General features: G+C 71.3%; 18 protein-coding genes. 12 read left to right on the forward strand and 6 right to left on the reverse strand.

Annotation, left to right across the window (positions count from 1 at the left end):
• Positions 1–121: 121 nt before the first annotated feature.
• Both AB0A65_RS05300 and AB0A65_RS05305 read left to right on the forward strand, forming a co-directional pair.
• Positions 122–742: a bacterial proteasome activator family protein gene (locus AB0A65_RS05300; protein WP_359946578.1), complete on the forward strand. Its 621-nt coding sequence runs from the start codon at positions 122–124 to the stop codon at positions 740–742.
• A 167-nt stretch (positions 743–909) separates the two neighbouring features.
• Positions 910–1,593 (forward strand): lysophospholipid acyltransferase family protein, encoded by a 684-nt coding sequence (locus AB0A65_RS05305; protein WP_359946581.1) that lies wholly within the window; start codon positions 910–912, stop codon positions 1,591–1,593.
• 6 nt (positions 1,594–1,599) lie between these two features.
• On the opposite strand, the gene AB0A65_RS05310 is transcribed toward AB0A65_RS05305, so the two are convergent.
• The 4 genes from AB0A65_RS05310 to AB0A65_RS05325 all read right to left on the reverse strand — a co-directional run bounded on the left by AB0A65_RS05310 (position 1,600) and on the right by AB0A65_RS05325 (position 5,696).
• Entirely contained in the window at positions 1,600–2,511 is a 912-nt protein-coding gene (locus AB0A65_RS05310) for a peptidylprolyl isomerase (protein WP_359946584.1), read from the reverse strand.
• Complete coding sequence (locus tag AB0A65_RS05315) at positions 2,454–3,815, reverse strand: MFS transporter (protein ID WP_359946587.1); 1,362 nt, start codon at positions 3,813–3,815, stop codon at positions 2,454–2,456. The genes AB0A65_RS05310 and AB0A65_RS05315 overlap by 58 nt, the downstream gene beginning before the upstream one ends.
• A 104-nt stretch (positions 3,816–3,919) precedes the next feature.
• Complete coding sequence (locus tag AB0A65_RS05320; protein WP_359946590.1) at positions 3,920–4,990, reverse strand: inositol-3-phosphate synthase; 1,071 nt, start codon at positions 4,988–4,990, stop codon at positions 3,920–3,922.
• Positions 4,983–5,696 (reverse strand): PadR family transcriptional regulator, encoded by a 714-nt coding sequence (locus AB0A65_RS05325; RefSeq protein WP_359946593.1) that lies wholly within the window; start codon positions 5,694–5,696, stop codon positions 4,983–4,985. The genes AB0A65_RS05320 and AB0A65_RS05325 overlap by 8 nt, the downstream gene beginning before the upstream one ends.
• A gap of 340 nt (positions 5,697–6,036) precedes the next feature.
• Here AB0A65_RS05325 and AB0A65_RS05330 point away from each other — a divergent pair, with 340 nt between their 5' ends.
• Positions 6,037–9,321 carry a transglycosylase domain-containing protein gene (locus tag AB0A65_RS05330; RefSeq protein WP_359946596.1) on the forward strand — a complete coding sequence of 1,095 codons (3,285 nt, stop codon included), beginning with the start codon at positions 6,037–6,039 and terminating at the stop codon, positions 9,319–9,321.
• Positions 9,322–9,387: 66 nt separating this feature from the next.
• The gene (locus tag AB0A65_RS05335; RefSeq protein WP_359946599.1) at positions 9,388–10,971 is read left to right on the forward strand and encodes a glycosyltransferase 87 family protein; all 1,584 of its coding nucleotides are present in this window, start codon (positions 9,388–9,390) and stop codon (positions 10,969–10,971) included.
• Here the strand turns inward: AB0A65_RS05335 and AB0A65_RS05340 are convergent.
• Positions 10,862–12,295 carry a CCA tRNA nucleotidyltransferase gene (locus tag AB0A65_RS05340; RefSeq protein WP_359946602.1) on the reverse strand — a complete coding sequence of 478 codons (1,434 nt, stop codon included), beginning with the start codon at positions 12,293–12,295 and terminating at the stop codon, positions 10,862–10,864. The genes AB0A65_RS05335 and AB0A65_RS05340 overlap by 110 nt on opposite strands.
• 30 nt (positions 12,296–12,325) lie before the next feature.
• Here AB0A65_RS05340 and murJ point away from each other — a divergent pair, with 30 nt between their 5' ends.
• The 6 genes from murJ (at position 12,326) to trxA (ending at position 18,752) form a co-directional block, all read left to right on the forward strand.
• On the forward strand, positions 12,326–14,146 hold the full coding sequence (gene murJ, locus AB0A65_RS05345; protein ID WP_359946605.1) for a murein biosynthesis integral membrane protein MurJ: 1,821 nt from the start codon (positions 12,326–12,328) through the stop codon (positions 14,144–14,146).
• Positions 14,147–14,297: 151 nt separating this feature from the next.
• The gene (locus AB0A65_RS05350; protein ID WP_359946608.1) at positions 14,298–15,791 is read left to right on the forward strand and encodes a protein kinase; all 1,494 of its coding nucleotides are present in this window, start codon (positions 14,298–14,300) and stop codon (positions 15,789–15,791) included.
• A gap of 71 nt (positions 15,792–15,862) precedes the next feature.
• Entirely contained in the window at positions 15,863–16,483 is a 621-nt protein-coding gene (sigM, locus tag AB0A65_RS05355; RefSeq protein ID WP_359947195.1) for an RNA polymerase sigma factor SigM, read from the forward strand.
• Entirely contained in the window at positions 16,480–17,292 is an 813-nt protein-coding gene (locus AB0A65_RS05360) for a hypothetical protein (RefSeq protein WP_359946611.1), read from the forward strand. The genes sigM and AB0A65_RS05360 overlap by 4 nt, the downstream gene beginning before the upstream one ends.
• A gap of 154 nt (positions 17,293–17,446) precedes the next feature.
• Positions 17,447–18,394, forward strand: a complete 948-nt coding sequence (trxB, locus tag AB0A65_RS05365; RefSeq protein ID WP_359946614.1) for a thioredoxin-disulfide reductase — start codon at positions 17,447–17,449, stop codon at positions 18,392–18,394.
• Positions 18,395–18,437: 43 nt separating this feature from the next.
• A complete protein-coding gene (gene trxA, locus AB0A65_RS05370; RefSeq protein ID WP_106362859.1) occupies positions 18,438–18,752 on the forward strand; it encodes a thioredoxin in 315 nt (104 codons plus the stop codon).
• Between the two features lie 159 nt (positions 18,753–18,911).
• Here the strand turns inward: trxA and AB0A65_RS05375 are convergent, their stop codons facing one another.
• Entirely contained in the window at positions 18,912–19,634 is a 723-nt protein-coding gene (locus tag AB0A65_RS05375) for a GNAT family N-acetyltransferase (RefSeq protein ID WP_359946617.1), read from the reverse strand.
• Between the two features lie 204 nt (positions 19,635–19,838).
• On the opposite strand from AB0A65_RS05375, the gene AB0A65_RS05380 reads away from it, so the two are divergent.
• Both AB0A65_RS05380 and AB0A65_RS05385 read left to right on the forward strand, forming a co-directional pair.
• Positions 19,839–21,086: a PLP-dependent aminotransferase family protein gene (locus AB0A65_RS05380; protein WP_359946620.1), complete on the forward strand. Its 1,248-nt coding sequence runs from the start codon at positions 19,839–19,841 to the stop codon at positions 21,084–21,086.
• Complete coding sequence (locus AB0A65_RS05385; protein WP_359946623.1) at positions 21,083–22,048, forward strand: D-alanine--D-alanine ligase; 966 nt, start codon at positions 21,083–21,085, stop codon at positions 22,046–22,048. The genes AB0A65_RS05380 and AB0A65_RS05385 overlap by 4 nt, the downstream gene beginning before the upstream one ends.
• Positions 22,049–22,080 lie beyond the last annotated feature (32 nt).

The following is a 22,080-nucleotide window of genomic DNA, read 5'->3' on the forward strand; positions in this document are numbered from 1 at the left end:
TCGGGCCTTTTCGCTATCCACAGCCGGGATGGCGAGCGGGAACACCTCCAGAGGCTTCCGCGTTAGGCTCGAAGCAAGGGAACGGAACCACCATCGACACGACTGTGGGGTCACCACGACCATGAGCGACGCGAACACCGAGCCGGACCGCGACGAGCGGGAGAACGAGGACGACCTCCTCATCGTCGACGCCGAAGGCAACCCGGTCGCCACCGCCAAATCCGCCGCGCCCGCCGAGTCCGAGGACGAGGACGACGACCCCTACGAGACCGACCCGACCCGGCTCGTCCACGAGCCCGCCAAGGTCATGCGCGTCGGCTCCATGATCAAGCAGCTCCTCGAAGAGGTCCGCGCCGCCGAACTCGACGAGAAGGGCCGCCAGCGCCTCCGCGACATCCACGCCCGCTCCATCGCCGAACTGGAGACCGGGCTCGCCCCCGAGCTCCGCGACGAACTGGAGCGCCTCTCGCTGCCGTTCGGGCGGGACGAGATCCCCACCGAGGCGGAGCTGCGCATCGCGCAGGCCCAGCTCGTGGGGTGGCTCGAAGGGCTGTTCCACGGCATCCAGGCGGCGCTCGTCGCGCAGCAGATGGCCGCGCGGCTGCAGCTCGACCAGATGCGCGGCGGCGAACTCAAGGCGCTGCCCGCCGGGAACGACCTCCCGCCGCAGCTGAGGGCCGTCATGGCGGAGCGGGCCGCGCGCGGTGACGACCGCGACCACCCTCCCGGTCAGTACCTGTAGGCGAGGGGAATGGCTTAGACTCGGCCCTGCCTTCGCGGCGGGGCCGTCGGCGTCTTCGGGCGCGGCCTTCCGGGAACCGTCGGCTCGCGGGTTTCGCCTTCGGCGGTTCGCGAGCCATAATTGTGCCGACCCGTCCCTAGGGTGAGACCACTGGAGAGCTGAGCACGGTGCTGTACAGGACGCTGCAATGGACGGCCGCTCCGGCCGTCAAACTGATCTACAGGCCGTGGATCGACGGGAGAGAGAACATCCCGGAGACCGGGCCGGTGATCCTGGCGTCGAACCACCTCTCCGTGGCCGACCACTACTTCCTGGGCCTGACGACCAAGCGACACATCGCGACCATGGCGAAGATCGAGTACTTCACCGGCGCGGGCGTCAAGGGCAAGATCATCTCCTCCACGGTGAAGGCCCTCGGGCAGGTCGCGGTGGACCGCTCGGGCGGGCGCAAGAGCGCCTCAGCCCTGGAGCCGTCCCTCGAAGTGCTCGAAGAGGGCCGCGTGTTCGCGATCTTCCCGGAGGGGACGCGGTCCCCGGACGGGCGGCTGTACCGGGGCAAGCCCGGGGTGGCGCGCCTGGCGCTGGCGTCGGGGGCGCCGGTGGTGCCGGTGGGGCTGATCGGGACGGAGAAGGTGCTGCCGATCGGGGAGTCGCGGCCGCGGGTCGCGCCGGTGGGCGTGCGCGTGGGGCGGCCGCTGGACTTCACGCGGTACAAGGGCATGGAGAACGACCGTGTGGTGATCCGCGCGGTGACCGACGAGGTCATGGACGCGATCCGGCGGCTCACCGGCCAGGAGTACGTGGACAAGTACGCGAAGCGCAACAGCCCCGGCAAGGAGAACGACGAGTAGGACGTCCTAGGGCGTCGTCGCGGCGTCCGTGGGGGTCTCGGTCCCCGTGGGGAGTCCGGTCGGAAGCCCGGTCGGCACGCCCGTGGTGAGTTCGCCCACGGTGTCGGGGCCGCTGGGGAGGTCCGCGAGCTCGGTGACGGTGACCGACCAGACCTCGACGGGCACGGGCGGGGCGCCGTCGGATTCGACGGTGTCGGTGAGCGCGGCGATCTCGTCGAGGACCTCGAAGCCGTCGACGATCCCGCCGATGACGCTCACGCCCGCGGTCGGCACGGCCGCGCCGCGGATGAGCGCGAACGCCGAGCCCGCGCGGCCGCGGTCGTCGGTGACGAGCGCGAGGACGTCGGCGACGTCGTTGCCCGCCATCCCGGTCTCGGCCTGGAACCGCCAGCCCGGCCCGTACGAGTCCTCGGACTCGGGGTCGGCGCCGGGGGAGCCGCAGCGCAGGACCGCGGTCGGGTCGACCGCCTGCGTGGTGAGCCGGTCGCATTCGTGGTTGGCGTAGAACCCGGCCTCGGCGAGGTGCGTGAACGCGTCGACGCCGCACGGGGCGAGGTCGCCCCACAGCATGACGGCGATCTCCCCGTAGTTGGTCTGGACGACCGCGAGGGACCGCTCCGGCGGGGCCGCGGGTTGGAGCGGGTCGGCGCCGTTCCCGGCGTCGTTCGCCTCGGTGACGTTGCAGCGAGCGGAGATCACCTCGCCGGTGTCGCCGCCTTCGCCGCCGCCGTCGCGGAACGCGAGCCAGGCGACCCCGGCGATGGAGCCGGCGGTGAGGACCACCGCGCCGAGCCCGGCGAGGCCGCGCTTCCAGCCCGAGCCGCGCTCCCAGGGGGGCGTGGACTTGAAGGGGCTGGAGGCTACCGGCTCGTGCTCGGTCGCGGCTGGGGTCCCGTCTGCGGGGCGGCTGGGCTCCATGACTCAGCATCGTACGGGGCGTCGTCTCGGGCGAGGTAGGCGTATCCGACGCAGATCAGGCCGTAGGAGACGGCCACGCCGACGAGGGTGCCGGGCGCGTAGCCGTCGGTGGGGACGACGAGCGCGGCGGCGAACAGGCCCGCGAGGTACCCGACGTTGTAGACGGTGTCGTTGACGCTGAACACGCGGCCGCGGTAGGCGTCCTCGACGCCGCGCTGGATGCTCGTGTCCACGGTGATCTTCACGCCCTGCGAGGCGATGTTGATGAGCAGGACCGCGACGGCGAACATGACCGGGCGCATGGTCCCGGCGAGGGCCGCGGCGACGACCGCGCACAGTGCCATGAGGACGACGACCCAGTTCTTGGGGCCCCACACGCGGGTCGCGCGGGGGGTGACGATCGCGGCGGCGAGGACGCCGACGTTCCCGAGGACCGCGAGGACCAGCAGCCAGGAGATCGTGGTGGTGCGGGCCGGGTCGGACTCGACGTCCCAGAAGAAGCCCATGAACAGGGCGATCGCGATGATGAACACGATGCCGTACAGGAACCGGTGCAGCCCTTGGACGGCCATCGCGAGGGCGGGGCCGCGGCGCGTCCCCAGGTGCTTGAACCCGGCGACCATCCCGGCGGTGGTGGCGGCGACGCCCTTCCACAGGCCGCCCGCGGGCGCGTCGTCCTCAGCGGGGCCGAGGCCGGAGCGCTTGAACGCGGCCCAGATGAGGCACGCGGAGACGAGGTAACCGCACCCCGCTGCGAGCGCGAGCATCGAGTAGGAGACGCCGGAGTCGATGAGCTTCGCGACGCCGGTGGTGGCGAGGCCGAGGCCGTAGGCGAGCGCGCCGAGCGTGGAGGCGAGGGAGTTCGCGGTGACGAGGTCCTGGGCCGGGACGACCTGCGGGTGGGCGGCGCCGAGCCCGGAGAGGACGAACCGGTTGGCGGCCAGGACGACCATCGCGCACAGCACCCACGACCAGTTGAAGCCGCCGGGGAGGGTCAGGCAGATGACGATCATGAGGGCGGCGCGCACGAGGTTCGCGCCGCCGATGAGGTTGCGGCGGCTGAACCGGTCGAGGACCGTGCCGACGTACGGGCCGAGCAGCGAGTAGGGGCCGAGGAGGAGCGCGACGGCGGCGGCGTACCGGAACGGGTCGCCCGCCTCGCCGAGCGCGGGGTTGAAGAACACCGAGAGCGCCAGGGACGCCTGGAACATGCCGTCCGCGGCCTGGGAGGTGAGGCGCACCGCCAGCAGGTGCCGGAAACGGCGGTTGCCGGCGAGGTTGCGGACGTGCCCGTCGGTGCGCATCGTCCGAGGATAACTCCGGGGAATGCCAAGGGGGACCCCGATTTCGCAATCGGGGTCCCCCTTGGGGAGGCGTTCGCGGTGCTCACCGCCACGCGGATGCGGCGCTACAGCCCCGCGATGAAGTTCTCGACGGAGATGCGGGCCTCTTCGTCGGAGAACTGCTTGGCCGGGGACTTCATGAAGTACGAGGAGGCCGACTCGACGGGGCCGCCGTGGCCGCGGTCCATCGCGATCTTCGCGGCGCGCACCGCGTCGATGATGACGCCCGCGGAGTTCGGGGAGTCCCACACTTCGAGCTTCAGCTCCGCGTTGAGCGGCACGTCGCCGAAGGTGGTGCCCTCCAGGCGGATGTACGCCCACTTGCGGTCGGTCAGCCACGGCACGTGGTCCGACGGGCCGATGTGGACGTCCGCGCCGAGCATCTCGTGCGGGATCTGGGACGTCACGGCCTGCGTCTTCGAGATCTTCTTGGACTTCAGGCGGGTCCGCTCCAGCATGTTCATGAAGTCCATGTTGCCGCCGAAGTTCAGCTGGTACGTGCGGTCCAGGCGCACGCCGCGGTCCTCGAACAGCTTCGCCAGCACGCGGTGCACGATGGTCGCGCCCACCTGCGACTTGATGTCGTCGCCGACGATGGGGATCCCGGCGTCGGTGAACTTCTGGGCCCATTCGGGGTCGGAGGCGATGAACACGGGGAGGGCGTTGACGAACGCGCAGCCCGCGTCGATCGACGCCTGCGCGTAGAACTTCGCGGCGGTCTCGGAGCCGACCGGCAGGTAGCAGACGACGACGTCGGCCTTGGTCTCCTTGAGGACCGCGACCACGTCGACGGGCGCCTCGGAGGACTCGGTGACCATCTCCGTGTAGTACTGGCCCAGGCCGTCGTGCGTCGGACCGCGCAGGACCTGGACGCCGGTCGGGGGGACCTCGGCGAACTGGATGGTGTTGTTCTCCGAGGCGTTGATCGCGCTGGAGAGGTCCTGGCCGACCTTCTTCGCGTCCACGTCGAACGCGGCGACGAACTCGATGTCGTTGACGTGGTAGTCGCCGAACTGGACGTGCATGAGGCCGGGCACCCGGTCCTCGGGAGCGGCGTCGCGGTAGTACTCGACTCCTTGGACCAGCGAAGAGGCGCAGTTGCCCACGCCGACAATGGCTACGCGCAGCTTACCCATCGCGCATGCCTCCTTTGTCTTGTTTATTTGGGTCTCCGGCGCTCGCAGCCGGATCGGGTGTTCCCTGTTCCGGGAGGGCGCTGGGCCCTCCCGTCCCGGCGACGGGATCGCCGAAGTCGTGTTGCGGCCGGGGGCGGCGGCCCTCCTCGGAGGCGATGAGCTCGTTGAGCCACCTCACCTCGCGCTCGGCCGTCTCCAGGCCGTGGCGCTGGAGTTCGAGCCCGTAGGCGTCGAGCCGCTCGGCGGTGCGGGCGAGCGCCTCGCGGATCCGCTCGCGGCGCTCCTCGACGCGGCGCCGGCGCGCTTCGAGGATGCGCAGGCGGGTGGCGGGGTCGGTGCGGGAGAAGAACGCGAAGTGGACCCCGAACAGGGCCTCGTCCGCGGACTCGGGGCCCGCGTCGGCCATGAGCTGGGCGAAGTGCTCCTTGCCCTCGGGTGTGAGCCGGTAGACCTTTCGGGCCCTTCGGCCGCTGAGCAGGGGTTTCTCTGCTGCGGCGCGAGTGGCGGCGGCCTTCTCGGATGTGACGCCCGCCGGAGTCTCCTCGACGATGAGCCCGCGCAGGCGCATTCTTTTGAGGGTCGGGTAGAGCGATCCGTAGCTGAACGCCGCCCTGATGGCCCCCAGCAGGGCCAGCAGCCGTTTGCGCAGCTCATAGCCGTGCATCGGGGATTCGTGCAAGAGCCCCAGAATGGCCAGCTCCAACATCGGTCCCTCCTCTCACACGGCGATCTAACTGAGCGATGTATCGGACCGATACATCAGGATAACCATAGCGGCAGGTGCAAATCACGTCAAGCTACGGGTCCGCGCCCTGTTCAGGGGCACTTCGATCCGATAAGCTCGGGCGCACGACGCGGTCTAGCAGAGTCTTCTCAAACTCGGTGTGCGAGACTGCGAGACGACCGGCCACCCCCCATGCCGGAAGTAGACCTTTGCGAACGCCGGTCCCGCCGGAGCGCCCTCCAGGGGGCGCCACCCTTCCGGCGCGCGCACCGGGCCGACCGGCAAGCCCCGCTGGGGTTACACAGCACGTGGATGGTTGAGCATGAGCGACAACGGTTACCGCCCCGCACCGCCGCCCGAGGAGGGGCGGCCGCAGGGCCGGGCCTCCGGGCAGGCGCGCGGCTACGGCGCCGCCCCCGGCGGCGGCCCCCGCCAACCCGACTACGGGTGGAACGGCGGACCCCAGCAGGGCGCCCCGCAGGGCCACGGCCAGCAGCCCCCGCGCCGCCCGCAGCAGGGCTACGGCACCCCGCCCGCAGGCCAGGCCCCCGTCGGCCGCGGCTCCGCGTCCGTCGGCGGCGCCCGCCCCAGCGGCTCAGCCTCCGTCGGCTCCGCCCGGCCCACCGGCTCCGCGTCGGTGGGCGGCGCCGGACGCGCCTCGGTCGGCTCCGCCTCCGTGGGCGGCTCCGGCCGCGCGTCCGTGGGCGCCGCCTCGGTCGGGTCGGCCTCCGTCGGCTCCGCGTCCGTGGGCGCCGCCCGCGTCAACCTCGACGAGGCCGACGCCCGCACCGGCCGCGCGGGGAACGGCGGCCGCCGCCGCGCCGGCAACGGCCCCCTGAACAAGGACGACCTCGAAGGCACCAAGAAGAAGCGCAAACGGCTGGGCCGCAAGATGTTCGCGGCCCTCATCGCGATGGGCATCCTCTTCGTCGCCAGCGTGACGATCGTCGCCACCTACTTCTTCCAGAACACCCCGCCCCTGTCCGGCGTCTTCCGCGAGGGCGAGTCCTCCGCGTTCTACTCCGCGAACGGCGAGCAGGTCGGCGCGTTCGGCGACACGCTCCGCCTCCAGGCCGACCCCGCGGAGATGCCGAAGACCGTCAAGGACGCGCTGGTCTCCCTTGAGGACCGCAAGTTCTGGGAGCACAACGGCATCAACGTCGGCCGCACCCTGGCCGCCCTCGTCAACAACGTCACCGGCGGCGAGACGCAGGGCGCCTCGACCATCACCCAGCAGTACGCGGGCATGGTCCTCGACGCGCGCGACGACATCTCCTACGACCGCAAGGCCCGCGAGGCGGCCCTGGCGATCAAGATGGAGTCCGAGTACGACAAAGACGAGATCATCGGCGCGTACCTCAACATGGCCTACTTCGGCCGTGGCGCCTACGGCATCGAGGCGGCCGCGAAGAACTACTTCAACACGCCGCTCGGCGACCTCACCTACGACCAGGCCGCGTTCATTGTCATGCAGGTCAAGTCGCCCAACGGCTACTACGACCCCTACTACACGGACTCCTACGACGAGGCGGCCTCCGCCGACCGCTGGAGCTTCGCGATGGGCGCGATGGTCGAGACCGGCGTCCTGTCGCAGAGCGAGCGCGACGCCTACACGTACGAGAACGTCGTCGCGACGCTCGCCGTCGAGTTCAACGCCTCCGGCTCCTGGGGCGGCAACACCGACCTCGGCTTCATCATCAACGAGCGCGACGGCTACGTCTTCGACGAGCTCCTGACCAGGTACGGCATCACCAAGGACATGCTCAAGGGCGCCGACGGCACCGGCGGCGGCTACACGGTGAAGCTCACCATCGACTCGGAAGTCCAGGACGCCCTGCGCACCACCGGGTCCCGCGGACTCCTCGCCGTCGAGAAGGACGGCGACGGCAACATGCTCGACGCGGACGGCGCCATCGTCACCGACCGCGACAAGGCCGCCCTCGCCAAGAACGACGAGGGGTACGTCTACTTCGAGAACGACAACGAGGATGCCGCCCTCGAAAGCTACGAGGACTACATGACCACGGCCATGGTCGCCATCGACCCCGACACGGGCGCGGTCCTCGGCTACTACGGGGGCGACAACGGCTTCGGCGTCGACAAGGCCGGCGAGGAGTCCCCGCACCCGCCGTCCTCGACGTTCAAGATGGTCACCGCCGCGACCGCCATCGAGAACGGCGACTCCATCGAGTCGTGGTTCAACGCGAGCTCGCCGCGCGAGTTCGACTCCCTCAAGAACGAGGAGACCGAGACCTGCATCGGCGGTGGCGAGTACCCCGACTGCACGCTCCGCAACGGCTCGCAGAACTCGAAGATCGAGCTGACGCTGACCGACGCGATCCGCGACTCGAAGAACACCCCGATGTACGCGATCTCGCAGAAGTACGGCTCCAACGCGATCCTCGAATACGCCACGGACATGGGCCTGGACATGATGACCCAGACCCGGCAGGCGTACGACGACAACGACCAGGTCTGGGACGTCAACGTCGGCTACGAGTTCGACGCGGAGAACAACACCTACACGCAGTACGGCCAGGCGAAGGACGAGACCGGCAACTGGGTCCTCGACGATTTCGGCAACATCGCGCTCGACACGCCGCTCCAGCTCGACAACTGCAACCCGGTCGTCAACACCGAGGGCGTCTTCCTCGCCGACACCGACGGTGAGGCCGACGCGTGCGACATCGGCGGCCGCGGCGACACCGACCCGTTCTACCACCACCTCGCCTTCGGCCAGTACCCGACGAGCGTCGCGGACATGGCCGCGATGTACGCCACCATCGCCAACGACGGCGAGCACTGGCCGACCCACTTCATCGAGTCGGTCACCGACAGCTCCGGCAACCCGGTCGAGCCCGACTCCGCGAAGCTGGAGCCCACGCAGGCCATCGAGGTCGAGGTCGCCCGCGACCTCCAGTGGGTCGGCTCCGAGATCGGCGGCTCATCCGAGGTCGACCAGCTCGACCGCGACTACTTCGGCAAGACCGGGACCTGGCAGGCGACCTGCGACGACTGCGAGACCAGCTGGAACGCCCACGCCTGGTACGTCGGCGCGATCCCGCAGATGTCCATCGCGGCCTGGGTCGGCAACGCCACCTCCGAGTCCGATCCGATCGCCGACCCGGACAACAACAAGAGCAACGTGTCCGGCTCCAACACCGCCTACCCGGTGTGGTTCCAGGCGATGACGAGTGCCCTCGCCAGCAAGGAGGGCGACGAGCACTGGGACGAGAAGATCGAGTGGGGCGGCAAGGCCAATTACGGCAGTATGAGCACTTGGGACATATCCGACGCCGGAGGCCCGATCGACGGCGGCGCGTTCTGCGCGGCCGAGCCGGACGACGAACTCTGCGCCGGGCAGGCCGGCGAGCAGGCGCAGGAGGAGTGCGAAGCGGACGGCGGCACCTGGGACGGCGAGGCGTGCCAGCCCGGCGAGGAAGAGGGCGATCCGGGGACGGACGATCCGACGGACGAGCCGACCGGCGAGGAGTCCACGGGCGAGGAGTGCGGCGGCTGGCTCCAGCCGACCTGTCCCGAAGAGGAACCGAGCACGCCGACCGAGGAGGGTTCGAGCAGTGAGCCCGACGACGGCCGCGGCGGCTGAGTTACCGCCGGGGGTCGACCCTCGGCCAGTATCGGAGCGACGGCGGCATGGGCCACAATAAGGCCCATGCCGCCGTCTGCATCCGCACCGAACGCCGCGCCGGACTCCGCGCCGGGCGATGCGCCGCCCCCCTCCGGGATCGAGCGCCCCGCCGGGGACCCCCCGGCCGCACCCACCCTCACCGACCGGGTCGCCCGGTTCGCCTCGGGCCTCATCGGAGGCCCGTTCGGCGACCACGCCGCCGACCCGCCCCGCCGGAGGTTCTGGATCCCGATCCGGGTCATCCTCCTCACCGGCCTGATCGCGTTCGCGGTCAACTGGCTCCAGAAGTACCCGTGCTCCGCGGGCGGCTGGGTGGACTGGCAGCAGTACACCGGCGCCTGCTACACCGACATCCGCGCGCTGTGGGGCGCGGAGAAGCTCAACGAGGGCGCCGTCCCCTACCGTGACCACCCGGTCGAATACCCGGTACTGACCGGATGGTTCATGGGCGTGCTCGGGCAGATCGCCTTCCGGATCGGCTCCGTCGCCAACACCGACGGCGGCCCGATCTTCTGGCACCTGAACGCGGTCGTGCTGTTCATCTGCGGCGCCGCCGCCATCGCGGTCCTGCACCGCATCCGCCGCGACAACCGCCGCACCGACATCCCCGGCCCGAACCCCGATCCGGCGCTCGTCCACTCCCGGCCCTCGCGGCCGTGGGACGCGATGCTGCTCGCGGCCGCGCCGGTGATCCTGGTGACCGCGACGGTCAACTGGGACCTGTTCGCCGTCGCCCTCTCGATGCCGTTCTTCCTGTACTGGCAGCGCGGCAGACCCGTCATGGCCGGGCTGTTCCTCGGCCTCGCGGTGGCCGCGAAGTTCTACGCGCTCCTGTTCATCGGCCCGCTGCTCATCCTGGCGCTCAGGCAGAAGAAGCTCCTGCCCGCGCTCCAGACCTCGGCGACCGCCGCGGTCGTGTGGGCCGTGATCAACGGGCCGGTCGCGTACCTGTGGCCCGACTCGTGGATGCGGTTCTTCGAGCTGAACTCCGAGCGGCCCGTCGACTGGGGCACCGGCTGGTACGTACTCCGCGGGCTCACCGGGTGGGAGGCGCTGTGGGACTCCGAGTTCGTGAACGACATGTACCTGGGCCTGTTCGCCGCGTCATGCCTGGGGATCGCCGCGCTCGGGTACTTCGCGCAGCGCAGGACCGCGGGCGGGGACTTCGGGCTCAAGACGCCGTCCACCGCGGACGTGGTGCCGCGCCTGGCGCAGCTGTGCTTCCTCGTGGTCGCGACGTTCCTGCTGTTCGGGAAGGTCTGGTCGCAGCAGTACGTGCTGTGGCTGCTGCCCCTGGTCGTGCTCGCCCGCCCCAAGTGGGGCTTCTTCCTGGTGTGGCAGGCCGCGGAGCTGTTCTACTTCTTCGCGTTCTACGGCAAGATGCTCCAGGTGTCGGCCGAGGACGGCCGGGGCATCCCCGAGGGCCTGTTCCTCGCCGCCGCGGCCTCGCGGTGGCTCACCGTGGCGATCATGTGCGCCCTGGTGGTGCAGGAGGTCCTCATCCCGCGTCTGGACGCGGTGCGATCCCTTCCGAAGCGGCCCAGTCGAGGAGCGCCGCTTCGGCGTCCTCGCGAGGAAGCGGCCCCCGCTCCAGCCGCAGCTCCTTGAGGAACGCCCAGGCCCGGCCCACCTCGGGGCCGGGCTTCAGGGCCAGCAGCTCCATGATCGCGTTCCCGTCGAGGTCGGGGCGGACCGCGCGCAGGTCCTCCTCGGCCCGGATGCGGGCGATGCGCTCCTCGAACGCGTCGTAGTCGCGGCGCAGCCGCTCCGCCTTGCGGCGGTTGCGGGTCGTGCAGTCGGAGCGCACGAGCACGTGGAGCCGGTCGAGCTGGTCGCCCGCGTCGGTGACGTACCGGCGCACCGCCGAGTCGGTCCAGCCTCCCGCCTCGTCGTCCGCGTACCCGTAGAAGCGCAGGTGCAGCGAGATGAGCAGCGACACGGCCTGGACGTCGGCCTTGGGGAACTTCAGCTCGCGCATCCGCCTGCGCGCCAGGCGGGCCCCGGCGACGTCGTGGTGGTGGAAGGTGACGCCGCCGCCGGGGGGGACGTCCTTGGTCTCGGGCTTGCCGATGTCGTGGAGCAGGGCCGCGAGCCGCATGAGCAGGTCGGGGCCGTCGGTCTCCTGCGCGATGGCGTTGCGCAGCACCTGGAGCGAGTGCTCGTAGACGTCCTTGTGCTGGGCGTGCTCGTCGATCTCCATGCGCAGCGCGGGCAGCTCCGGCAGGAACTGCTCCGCGAGGCCGGTGTCGACGAGGATGCGCAGGCCCACCACGGGGTCGGGTGCGAGCATGAGCTTGACGAGCTCGTCGCGGATGCGCTCGGCGGTGATGCGCGACAGCTCCCCCGCCATGCGGCGCATCGCGTCGAGCGTGTCCGGTTCGATGTCGAAGCCGAGCTGCGCGGCGAAGCGGGCGGCGCGGAGCATCCGCAGCGGGTCGTCGGCGAACGACGACTCGGGGGACGCGGGCGTGCGGATCGTGCGGCGCGCGATGTCGCCGATGCCGCCGAACGGGTCGGCGAAGACGTGCCCGGGGACGGACACGGCCATGGCGTTGACGGTGAAGTCGCGGCGCTCCAGGTCGTCTTCGAGGCGGTCGCCGTAGCGGACGACCGGGTTGCGGCCGACGCGGTCGTAGGCGTCGGCGCGGAACGTCGTCACCTCGACCTGCTCGCCGCGGAACATGCCCCCGACGGTCCCGAAGTCGGCGCCGGTGGTCCACACGGTGGAGCAGTGCGCGCGCAGGATCGCCTCGGTCGCGTCCGGGCGGGCGTCGGTGGTGAAGTCGAGGTCGCTCACGGGCCTGCGGAGCACCGCGTCGCGGACCGGGCCGCCGACCAGGTGCAGCTCGTGGCCGTCCCGCTCGAACAGCCGACCCAGTTCATCGGCTATCGGCGGGACCGTGATTTCCTTACCGCTACTGTTGTCAGACATCGCCGGGCAAGCTTAGCGGAGAGTGCGAGAATGGCCGAACCTAGCGCGAGACCGGGCCCCGGCCCGGACTACTCGCCGTCTGGCCCCGCCCCGGGCCGCCACCCCCACGCGAACCAGCAGTACACGCGCCCCCTCACCGGCAACGGCTACGTCCCCGCGGGCCCGCCCGCCCCCGCCCCGGCGGCCCCCCAGCAGCCGGTGCAGCAGCCGCAGCCCAAGGGCCGGAACGTGGTCCGCTCCAGCCTCCTCATGGGCGCCGGGTCGCTCGTCTCGCGCATCACCGGGTTCGGGCGCACCGTCGTCATCTCCGCGGCGATCGGCGCCGGGCTCCTCGGCAACTCGTACACGACCGCGCAGTACTTCCCGCAGATGATCTACGAGCTCGTCCTCGGCGGCGTGTTCGCGAGCATCATCATGCCCCTGTTCGTCAAGGCCCACAAGAACGACCCCGACGGCGGCGACGCGTTCGCGCAGCGCCTGCTCACCCTCGCGGCGCTCGTCCTCGGCGCCGCCGCGCTCCTCGTCACCCTCTGCGCCCCGCTCATCGCCCGCGCCATGGCCGAGCCGTCCCAGTACGGGCTCGTCACCGAGTTCTCGTACCTGATGCTCCCGGCGCTCCTCCTGTACGGCCTGTTCGCGATCCTCTCCGGGGTCCTCAACTCCCGCGAGCACTTCGGCGCCCCCATGTGGGTGCCGATCATCAACAACCTCGTGGTCATCACCGTCGGCGCCGCGTTCTTCCTGATCTACACCCGCGACGCCGTCCCCGGCCCCGGCGGCGAGCTGTTCGCCACCGCCGACCAGGTCACGAACGGGATGATCCTGCTCCTCGGCGGCGGGACCACCGCGGGCGTCCTCATCCAGATCCTGTGCCTCGCCCCGGCCCTGCGCAAGGCGGGGTTCCGGTGGCGGCTGCGGTTCGACTTCAAGGCGCTGCCGCTGCGCGACATCCGCCGCATGGCCGCGTGGACGCTCCTGTTCGTCGTCGCCAACCAGATCGCCGTCATGGCCGTGATCAAGGTCGCGAACGCCGCGTCCGGGAACGCCGCCGAGGACCAGTTCGTGCCCGGCACGACGGTCTACAACAACGCGTACCTGATGATGATGATGGCGCACGGGATCGTCGCGGTCTCCGTCATCACCGCGCTCATGCCGCGCATGACCCGCGCCGCCGACGACCGCCGCTGGTCCGAGCTGACCGAGCACCTCTCCTCCGGGATCCGCCTCGCGTCGTTCCTGCTCGTGCCGATCGCCGCGGCGTTCATCGCGCTCCACGAGCCGATCGCCCTCGCGATCTTCCAGTGGGGCGCCTACGACCACACGATGGCCGTCGCCACCGGGCAGGCGCTCCTCATGGTCGGCGTGGTCCTCATGCCGTTCTCGGTGTCCCAGTTGCAGATCTACGCGTTCTACGCGCAGACCGACACGAAGACGGTGGGGCTGTTCAACCTCCCCGTCATCGCGATCCGCATCGGCGGGTACCTCCTCGCGTTCGCGTTCCTGCCCCTGGAGTGGGTCGTCGTCGGCCTCCTCGCCGCCAACGGGGTGTCCTACCTGGTCTCACTGCTCCTGTCGATGAGCCTGCTGCGCAAGCGGGTCGGGCTCCTCGGGATGCGCAAGACCATGAACGGCCTGGTGCGAACCGGTGCGGCGGCGGTGATCGCGGGCGGCGCGGCCTACGCCGGGTGGCTCGCGTGGCCGGACGTGTCCGGTTCCAAACTCGGGCAGCTCGGTGCGGCGATCGTCCTCGGGATCGCCCTGCTGGGCGTGTATCTCGCCGCCTGCCTGGTATTCCGCGTCACTGAAATGGCGTCGCTCCAGGCAACGGTGCGCGCAAGGCTGCGACGATGAGCCAAGTACGATCCATACGTGCATTCTGGTCTGAGACCAGCCTCGGATCACCGGAAGACCCTGCACCGCGCTGAACCCGCATTCCTGAAAGACCCGACCGGCCGGCACGGCCCCTCCGCGGGGTCGGTCTGAGAGGGGAGGACCCCGCACCATGAGTTCTGCCGAAGTGCCGTCCGTAGGCGACCTGCTCGCGGAGCGGTACCGCCTCGAAGAGCACGTCGGAGGCGCGAGCGGCCACCGCCAGTTGTGGCGGGGCGTCGACGTCCTCCTGCACCGCTCCGTCGCGGTCGTCCTGCGCTCGCCCGGCGGCGAGGACGCGGCCCCGACGATGACGGCCGCGGTGGCGGCCTCCCGCACCCACGTCGACTCGATGGTCGACGTGTACGACGCGGTCGACGAGGGCCGCTTCGCGTACGTGGTGCGCGAATGGGTCAACGGCTCGTCGCTGCGCGGCGTCCTGGAGCGGCAGACCCTCGAAAGCGGGCACGCCCTCGAACTGGTCGCGTCGGTCGCCGACGCGGTCGCCGCCCTCCACGACGGCGGCGTCACCCACGCCGACCTCCAGCCCGGCTCGATCCTCCTCTCCGAGGACGACCGCGTCATGGTCACCGAGCCCCGCAACGAGCCCGGGAACACGCCCGTCGAGGACGTGCGCGCCCTCGGCGCGACCCTCTACGCGTGCCTCACGGGCGCCTGGCCGCGCGTCGTCCCCGCCGAGAACACCGGCCTGCCGGACGCCGCGACCGACGAGTGGGGCCGCGTCCTCGACGCCGACAAGGTCGTCGCCGGCCTGCCGCACCGGCTCGCGAAGCTCACCGCGGACCTCCTCGACCACTCCCAGGACCCGCCGTCCGCCGCGGAGCTCGCGGTCGAACTGCGCGCCCTCGCCGAGACCGGCGGGGCCGACCCCGTCCCGGCGCAGGCGACGAGCGTGTTCGGCGCGATCAACCTCGGCCGCCGCGGCTCCGCCGACGCTTCCACGCCGCCCGTCGGCATGAAGCGCCTCGCGGTGATCGCCGCGGTGGCGGCCGCGGTCATCTTCGCGGGCGTCGTCGGCTCGGCCATCATGTTCGGCGGCGGGGACGACCCCGCGGGCGCCGACGACCAGGTCGCGGGCGAGGACACCGGCGCCGACCCGTCCTCCGAGGACGACACCGAGATCGCCGCGCCCACCGAGGCCGAGATCACCGCCGACGACATCCGCGTCGTCGACCCGCCCGACGGCGACCGCAACCAGGGCGAGGGCGTCGAGGCCGCGTTCGACGGCAACGCCTCCACCGGCTGGTCCACCAACACGTACCGCAACGACCCCGCGTTCGGGAACCTCAAGCCCGGCATGGGCATCCTCATCGACCTCGGCGAGGCCATGGAGGTCGCGTCGGTGCGGGTCCAGATGACCAGCGCGGGCGCCACCGTGGGCCTGCTCGCGGGCGACGAGGACCCCGGCGACTCCTCCGACGGCGACCAGGCGATCGTGGACGACTTCGCGGAGCTCGCCCCGGCCGTCGAGGACGCCGACACGAACATCGAGATCCAGGCCGGCGGCCAGGCCACCCGGTACATCGTGGTGTGGGTGACCGAGCTGCCCCCGGCCTCCGGCGGGTACAAGCTCACGATCTCCGACATCAACGTGTTCGTCCGGTAGCCACCGTGCCCGGCCCCCTCAGCCCGCTCCCCGCCGACGGCCCCGAGCCGTTCGGCGGCCCGGCCGACGGGGTGGGCGACGCCGAGCTGCTGCGCCGCCACGTCGGCGGCGACCGCGAGGCGTTCGGGGAGCTGTTCCGCCGCCACCGGGGCCGCCTGTGGGCGGTCGCGGTGCGCACTTTGGCCGACCCGGAGGACGCCGCCGAGGCCCTCCAGGACGCGATGATCAAGGCGTACCAGGCGGCCGGCTCGTTCCGGGGCGGCTCGGCGGTCACCACGTGGCTGCACCGCATCGTCGTGAACGCGTGCCTGGACCGCATCCGCGCGGCCGGGCGCCGCCCCACGGTCCCGCTCCCCGAGGACGGGCGCGACCCGGTCCCGGCGGTGCCGCGCTCGGACCCGGACGACCCGCAGCAGGCGGCCCTGCGCCTGAGCGTCCACCGGGCGCTCGCGGACCTGCCGTTCGAGCAGCGCGCCGTCCTGGTGTACATCGACATGCTCGGGTACCCGGTCGAGGAGGTGGCCGCGATCCTGAAGGTCCGGCCGGGCACCGTCAAGTCGCGCGCGTCGCGGGCCCGCAAGCGGCTCGCCGAGCGCCTGCCTGAGTTCCGCCCGGCTGGGAACCCGCCCGCCCAGCGCGGCGTCGAACCCGGAGCGGGCAGTCCCACCAGCCGAGAGGAGGGGAGCCGATGATCGGGCAGCCGCCCGGGGAGACCGGGAACGAAGCCGGGATCGAGGCCGAGGTCGCGCGCACGCTGCGGCGGGCCTCCGACGGCTACGGCGACCTCCCGGAGCAGGTCGGGCACCGCCTCGACCGCGTCCTCGACTCCCTCCCGTCGGCCGACACGCTCCGCAGCGCCGCCCGCGGGCCCGAGCGCGAGGGCTTCTTCGCGTCCCTCGCGGAGCGCCTGCGCCCCAAGCGGGTCCGGTACGCCATCGCCTCCGGCGCGGCCGCGGTCCTGGTGACCGTGGGGGCCGTCGCGGTGGGCCTCCAGGCGTTCACGCAGTCCGACGAGAGCCCCAGCGCGGGCCAGGTCTACGCCGAGGACGGCCCGCGTTCCGAAGGCGACGACGACTACGCGGCCAGCGGCGAGCCGTCCCCGGAGTCCGACGGCGGCGACTCCCTCAGCGAGGAAGGCGCCGACTCGGCCGAGTCGGACGCCGAGGTGGGCGTGCTCGACGTCGAGTCCTTCGCCTCCGGCACCGACTACTCGGCCTCCACCGACCTGCTCGCGGCCCTGCGCGGCCTCGGCGACCACACCGCGGCCGGGGAGGTCCCGGCCGAACTGGCGGACCTCGCCGCGGGCGGCGCGTTCTGGCGCGCCTGCGAGGACGCGATCGCCGAGGAGTACGAGAGCCTCCTCGTCGCGGTCGACTTCGCCCGGTACGAGTCGGCCCCGGCGATCATGGCGCTCCTGATGTCCGACGACGGCGAGATCGCGGTGGCCCTCACCCCCGCCTGCGCCGACGGGGTCGTCGAGGCGCTCGCCGTGCAGCCCTAGCGGAGGGGTGAGCTTCCCCACGATCGGGGAATGCGCCTGTCACACGGCCGCCACGGCGCCGCCCCATGGAATTTCGGGTCAATAGGATGGGTTGAAGCTGTCAGCACCAGGGGAGCCGTCCCTGGCGCGCCGAACGACCACAGGAGCGACACCGGTGAGCGAAATCCGCGACGTCATCATCATCGGCTCGGGCCCGGCCGGGTACACCGCCGCGCTGTACACCGCGCGCGCCAACATGCGCCCGCTGGTGTTCGAGGGCTTCCAGTTCGGCGGCGCCCTCATGCAGACCACCGAGGTCGAGAACTTCCCGGGCTTCCCCGAGGGCATCATGGGCCCCGAGCTCATGGACCAGTGGCGCAAGCAGGCCGAGCGCTTCGGCGCCGAGCTCGTCTCGGACGACGTCACCCGCGTCGACCTCACCGGCGAGATCAAGAAGGTCTGGGTCGGCGAGGAGGAGCACCGGGCGAAGGCCGTCATCCTCGCGACCGGCTCCGCGTACCGGCCGCTGAACGTCCCCGGCGAGAACGAGCTCATGGGCCGCGGCGTGTCCGCGTGCGCCACCTGCGACGGCTTCTTCTTCCGCGACCAGCAGATCGCGGTTGTCGGCGGCGGCGACTCGGCGATGGAGGAGGCCACGTTCCTCACCAAGTTCGCCTCGAAGGTCACCATTGTGCACCGCCGCGAGGAGTTCCGCGCCTCGAAGATCATGGCCGAGCGGGCGCTCGCGAACCCGAAGATCGAGGTCGCGTGGAACTCCGCGGTCGAGAAGGTCAACGGCGAGGGCGGCAAGGTCGCCAGCGTGGACCTGGTCGACACCGTGACCGGCGAGACCCGCACGCTCCCGGCGACGGGCCTGTTCATCGCGATCGGCCACGACCCGCGCTCGGAGCTGTTCAAGGGCCAGGTCGAGCTCGACGAGTCCGGCTACGTCAAGGTCGCGGCCCCGTCGACGAAGACGAACCTGGAGGGCGTGTTCGCCGCGGGCGACCTCGTCGACCACACCTACCAGCAGGCGGTCACGGCCGCCGGGACCGGCTGCTCCGCGGCGCTCGACGCCGAGCGGTACATCGCGGCCCTCGAAGACGCCGCCGTCGCGGCCTGACCCACCGACTCTCACCTTCTTCACATCACACAGGAGGATGCCCATGGGCGCCATCAAAGCCGTCAACGACGAGCAGTTCCAGGCCGAGGTGCTGGAAGCCGACAAGCCGGTGCTCGTCGACTTCTGGGCCGAATGGTGCGGTCCCTGCAAGAAGGTCGCGCCGGTCCTCGAAGAGCTGGCGACGGAGATCGACTCGATCGAGATCCGCAAGCTCGACACCGACGCGAACCCGGAGACCACCCGCAAGTTCGGCGTCATGAGCGTCCCGACGATGATCCTGTTCAAGGACGGCCAGCCCGCCCAGCAGCTCATCGGCGCGCAGCCCAAGGCGGCCATCCGCAAGTTCCTGGGCCAGTAGCGAGAACGCGAGTACTTCTTCACCGATCAGGGGATCGAGCCAGCGGCTCGGTCCCCTGTTCTTGTCGTACCCCCGCGATATTTTTGTATCCAGGGGTCCCTTAAGGGGACATTTCGGGAATATCCGCTTTCATGTTCTGAGGCAAGGCGAAAGCGCAGGTCAGCGGTCCTCGTCCGGGGCGCCTTCGTCGAAGAGCTCGCCGTCGCGCTGGAAGCCGGGGCGGTCGATCCGGTTGCGGCTGGTGGTCGGCTCGCCGAAGAACTTGTCGAGCTCGATGTCGTCGAGCTTGAACCACTCCACGGAGTCGCCGGGCGCCCAGTGCTCCTCGGCCTCCACACCGCGGTCGATGGCCGAGCGCAGCTCCAGGCGCAGGCGCGGGTAGCGGGGGTCGAAGCGGACGGTCTTGAAGCCCACGGACCGGTAGAAGTCGGCGGGCACCAGGCACGCCCCGGCCTCGCCGCGGGCGTCGCCGAAGGTCTCCAGGGCGTAGATGCCGCGCCGGGCCACGTCGGCCGCGACGGTCTGCACGAGCTGGCGCCCCAGGCCCGTCCCCGCGTACACCGGGTTCACGTAGGCGGTCATGAGCAGGGCCGCGTCGGGCGAGACCGGGCCCGAGGGGAACTCCATGGAGCGGGGCACGAACTTCGGGGACGCGTACGTGACGAACCCGGCGACCGCGTCGCCCTCGTAGGCGATCCGCCCGCACCCGCCCCATTCGAGGAGCGTGTGGGACAGCCACGCCTCCTTCTCGACGGCGGGCTCGCCCACGTCGCGCGCCGCCTCGGCGCACAGGGGCGAGAGCTCCCAGAAGACGCAGGCGCGGCAACGCCTCGGAACTTCGTCCAAGGAGTCGAGTGTGAGGTTGACCATGCGCCGATGCACCCGTCCAGCCTACGTCGGCGCGGGGTCCACATGACGGAAAACACGCGCGGTCTGCGGTCCCTGTGCTAGTAGAGTGGTTCGATCACTGTGCGCGAGCTGCGGCGCCGTCGGGCCGCTTCCCGGCCGGGGCCCGTAGGCTTGGCGGCACACAGGACCCGCGACCAAGGTTCGCGGGCGACGAGGACCACCAGAGGAGGTCTCCGCGTGTCCGGTACAACACTCGACGATTACACCGGTCGCTACGCATCCCGGGTTCACGGGATGGCACAGTCGGAGATCCGCGCACTGTTCTCGGTCGCCGCACGGCCGGAGGTCGTCTCCCTCGCCGGAGGGAACCCGTACACGGCCGCCCTCCCCATGGACGAGCTCGGCGAGATGTTCACGCGCCTGCTCTCGCAGGTCGGCGCCGAGGCGCTCGGCTACTGCCCCGGCCAGGGCAGCGTCGCGCTCCGCGAGGCGCTCTGCGGGGTCCTCCAGCTCTCGGGCATCCGCGCCTCCGCCGACGACCTCGTCCTCACCACCGGCGCGCAGCAGGGACTCGACCTGCTCGCCCGCACCTTCCTCGACCCGGGCGACATCGTGCTCGCCGAGGGCCCCACCTATGTGGGCGCGCTCGGCGCGTTCCAGGCCGCGCAGGCCGACGTCCGGCACCTGCCGATGGACGACGACGGGCTCATCCCGGCGGGCCTGGAGGAGTCCCTCGCGGGGCTCGAACGCGAAGGGCGCCGCGCGAAGTTCCTGTACACGATCCCCACGTACCAGAACCCGGCCGGCGTCACGCTGACCGAGGAGCGGCGCGAGGAGATCCTCGCGATCGCCGAGCGGCACGGTCTCCTCGTCATCGAGGACGACCCGTACTCGATGATCTCCTTCGACGGCACGCCGCCCAAGCCGCTGCGCGCCCGCGCCGAGCGGGGCGTCATCTACCTCGGGACGGTCTCGAAGATCTTCGCCGCGGGCCTGCGCCTCGGCTGGGTCCTCGCGCCGCCCGCGGTGCGCGACAAGCTGCTCCTGGCGATCGAGGCGTCGATCCTGTGCCCCTCGGGGCTCACGCAGGAGGCCACGCTCCGCTTCCTCACGGAGATGGAGTGGCGCCAGCAGGTGAAGGTCTTCAACACGCTGTACCGGGACCGCCGGGACGCGCTCCTGACGGCCCTGGGCGACTACATGCCCGAGGGGATGACCTGGACCGTCCCCGGCGGCGGCCTGTTCATCTGGGCGACGCTGCCGGAGGGGCTCGACTCGAAGGCGATGCTCCCCCGCGCGCTCCAGGAGCGCGTCGCGTACGTCCCGGGCACCGGTTTCTACGCCGACGGCAACGGCCGCAGGGAGATGCGCTTGAACTTCTCGACCCAGACCGCCGAGGTCATCCGCGAGGGCGTGCGCCGGCTCGCCGGCGTCGTCGCGAGCGACATCGAGCTGCGCGACACCTTCGCGGGAGGCGGGGCATGACGGAGCGCGCCGCGGCAGCGGACATCCGCGTCCTCATCCTCGCCGGGGGCATGTCGTACGAGCACGAGGTGTCCCTGAAGTCGGGGCGGCGGGCGGCCGACGCACTCCAGCGGCTCGGCTACGTGTGCGACGTGCGGGACCTCGACGGCGACCTGCTGCCCGCGCTCCAGGAGTACCCGCCCGACGTGGTCCTGCCGCTCGTGCACGGCCAGCCGGGCGAGGACGGCTCGCTCCAGGCGGTCCTGGAGCTCTCCGACATCCCGATCGTGGGCACCGGTTCGACCGGCGCGCGCCGCGCGTGGAACAAGATCACGGCCAAGGACCTGCTCCGCTCGGCCGGGATCCCCACCCCCGACTGGACCTCGATGCCGCGCCAGGCGTTCTCGGACTTCGGGGCGCGCAAGCTCCTCGACCGGATCGCCGCGAAGATGGGCCTGCCGCTCGTCGTCAAGCCGAACTCGGGCGGGTCGGGCCTCGGCGTGCACGCGGTGCACAAGGAGGACGACTTCCCGTCGGCGATGATGGGCTGCTTCTCCTACAGCGACACCGCGCTCATCGAGTCGTTCGTCGAGGGCCGCGACATCGCGGTCGGCGTGCTCGACCTCGGCGAGGGCCTCGTGGCCCTGCCGCCGGTCGAGATCGCGCCGCTCCACGGCGACTACGACTACGCGGCCCGGTACAACCCCGGTGCGACCCGCTGGACGGTCCCCGCGACCCTCAGCGGGCCCGTGGCGGCCCGCACGGCCGAACTGGCACTGGAGGTCCACCGGACGCTCGGCCTCGGCGACATGTCCCGCGTGGACCTCATGGTCGACGACGCGGGCGGCATCCAGGTCCTGGAGGCCAACGTCGCCCCCGGGACGACCGAGACCTCCCTGCTCCCCATGGCGATCGAGGCCGCGGGCCTCGACTTCGGCGAGGTGCTGGCGACCATGGTCCACCGGGCCCTGGCCCGCCGCTAGGCCGCCGGCGGCGCCGCAGACAACGCGAAGGG

Origin of the sequence: Glycomyces sp. NPDC047010 (genome assembly GCF_040644205.1) — a bacterium.
GTDB lineage: Bacteria > Actinomycetota > Actinomycetes > Mycobacteriales > Micromonosporaceae > Glycomyces.

Excerpts from the sequence above, each read along its gene's own strand:
- AB0A65_RS05360 (WP_359946611.1), top strand. The coding sequence starts at position 16,480 with ATGATCGGGCAGCCGCCCGGGGAGACCGGGAACGAAGCCGGGATCGAG.
- trxA (WP_106362859.1), top strand. The coding sequence starts at position 18,438 with ATGGGCGCCATCAAAGCCGTCAACGACGAGCAGTTCCAGGCCGAGGTG.
- AB0A65_RS05385 (WP_359946623.1), top strand. The coding sequence starts at position 21,083 with ATGACGGAGCGCGCCGCGGCAGCGGACATCCGCGTCCTCATCCTCGCC.
- AB0A65_RS05300 (WP_359946578.1), top strand. The coding sequence starts at position 122 with ATGAGCGACGCGAACACCGAGCCGGACCGCGACGAGCGGGAGAACGAG.
- murJ (WP_359946605.1), top strand. The coding sequence starts at position 12,326 with ATGGCCGAACCTAGCGCGAGACCGGGCCCCGGCCCGGACTACTCGCCG.
- AB0A65_RS05310 (WP_359946584.1), bottom strand. The coding sequence starts at position 2,511 with ATGGAGCCCAGCCGCCCCGCAGACGGGACCCCAGCCGCGACCGAGCAC.
- AB0A65_RS05325 (WP_359946593.1), bottom strand. The coding sequence starts at position 5,696 with ATGTTGGAGCTGGCCATTCTGGGGCTCTTGCACGAATCCCCGATGCAC.
- AB0A65_RS05320 (WP_359946590.1), bottom strand. The coding sequence starts at position 4,990 with ATGGGTAAGCTGCGCGTAGCCATTGTCGGCGTGGGCAACTGCGCCTCT.
- AB0A65_RS05335 (WP_359946599.1), top strand. The coding sequence starts at position 9,388 with ATGCCGCCGTCTGCATCCGCACCGAACGCCGCGCCGGACTCCGCGCCG.
- AB0A65_RS05350 (WP_359946608.1), top strand. The coding sequence starts at position 14,298 with ATGAGTTCTGCCGAAGTGCCGTCCGTAGGCGACCTGCTCGCGGAGCGG.
- AB0A65_RS05315 (WP_359946587.1), bottom strand. The coding sequence starts at position 3,815 with ATGCGCACCGACGGGCACGTCCGCAACCTCGCCGGCAACCGCCGTTTC.
- AB0A65_RS05330 (WP_359946596.1), top strand. The coding sequence starts at position 6,037 with ATGAGCGACAACGGTTACCGCCCCGCACCGCCGCCCGAGGAGGGGCGG.
- AB0A65_RS05340 (WP_359946602.1), bottom strand. The coding sequence starts at position 12,295 with ATGTCTGACAACAGTAGCGGTAAGGAAATCACGGTCCCGCCGATAGCC.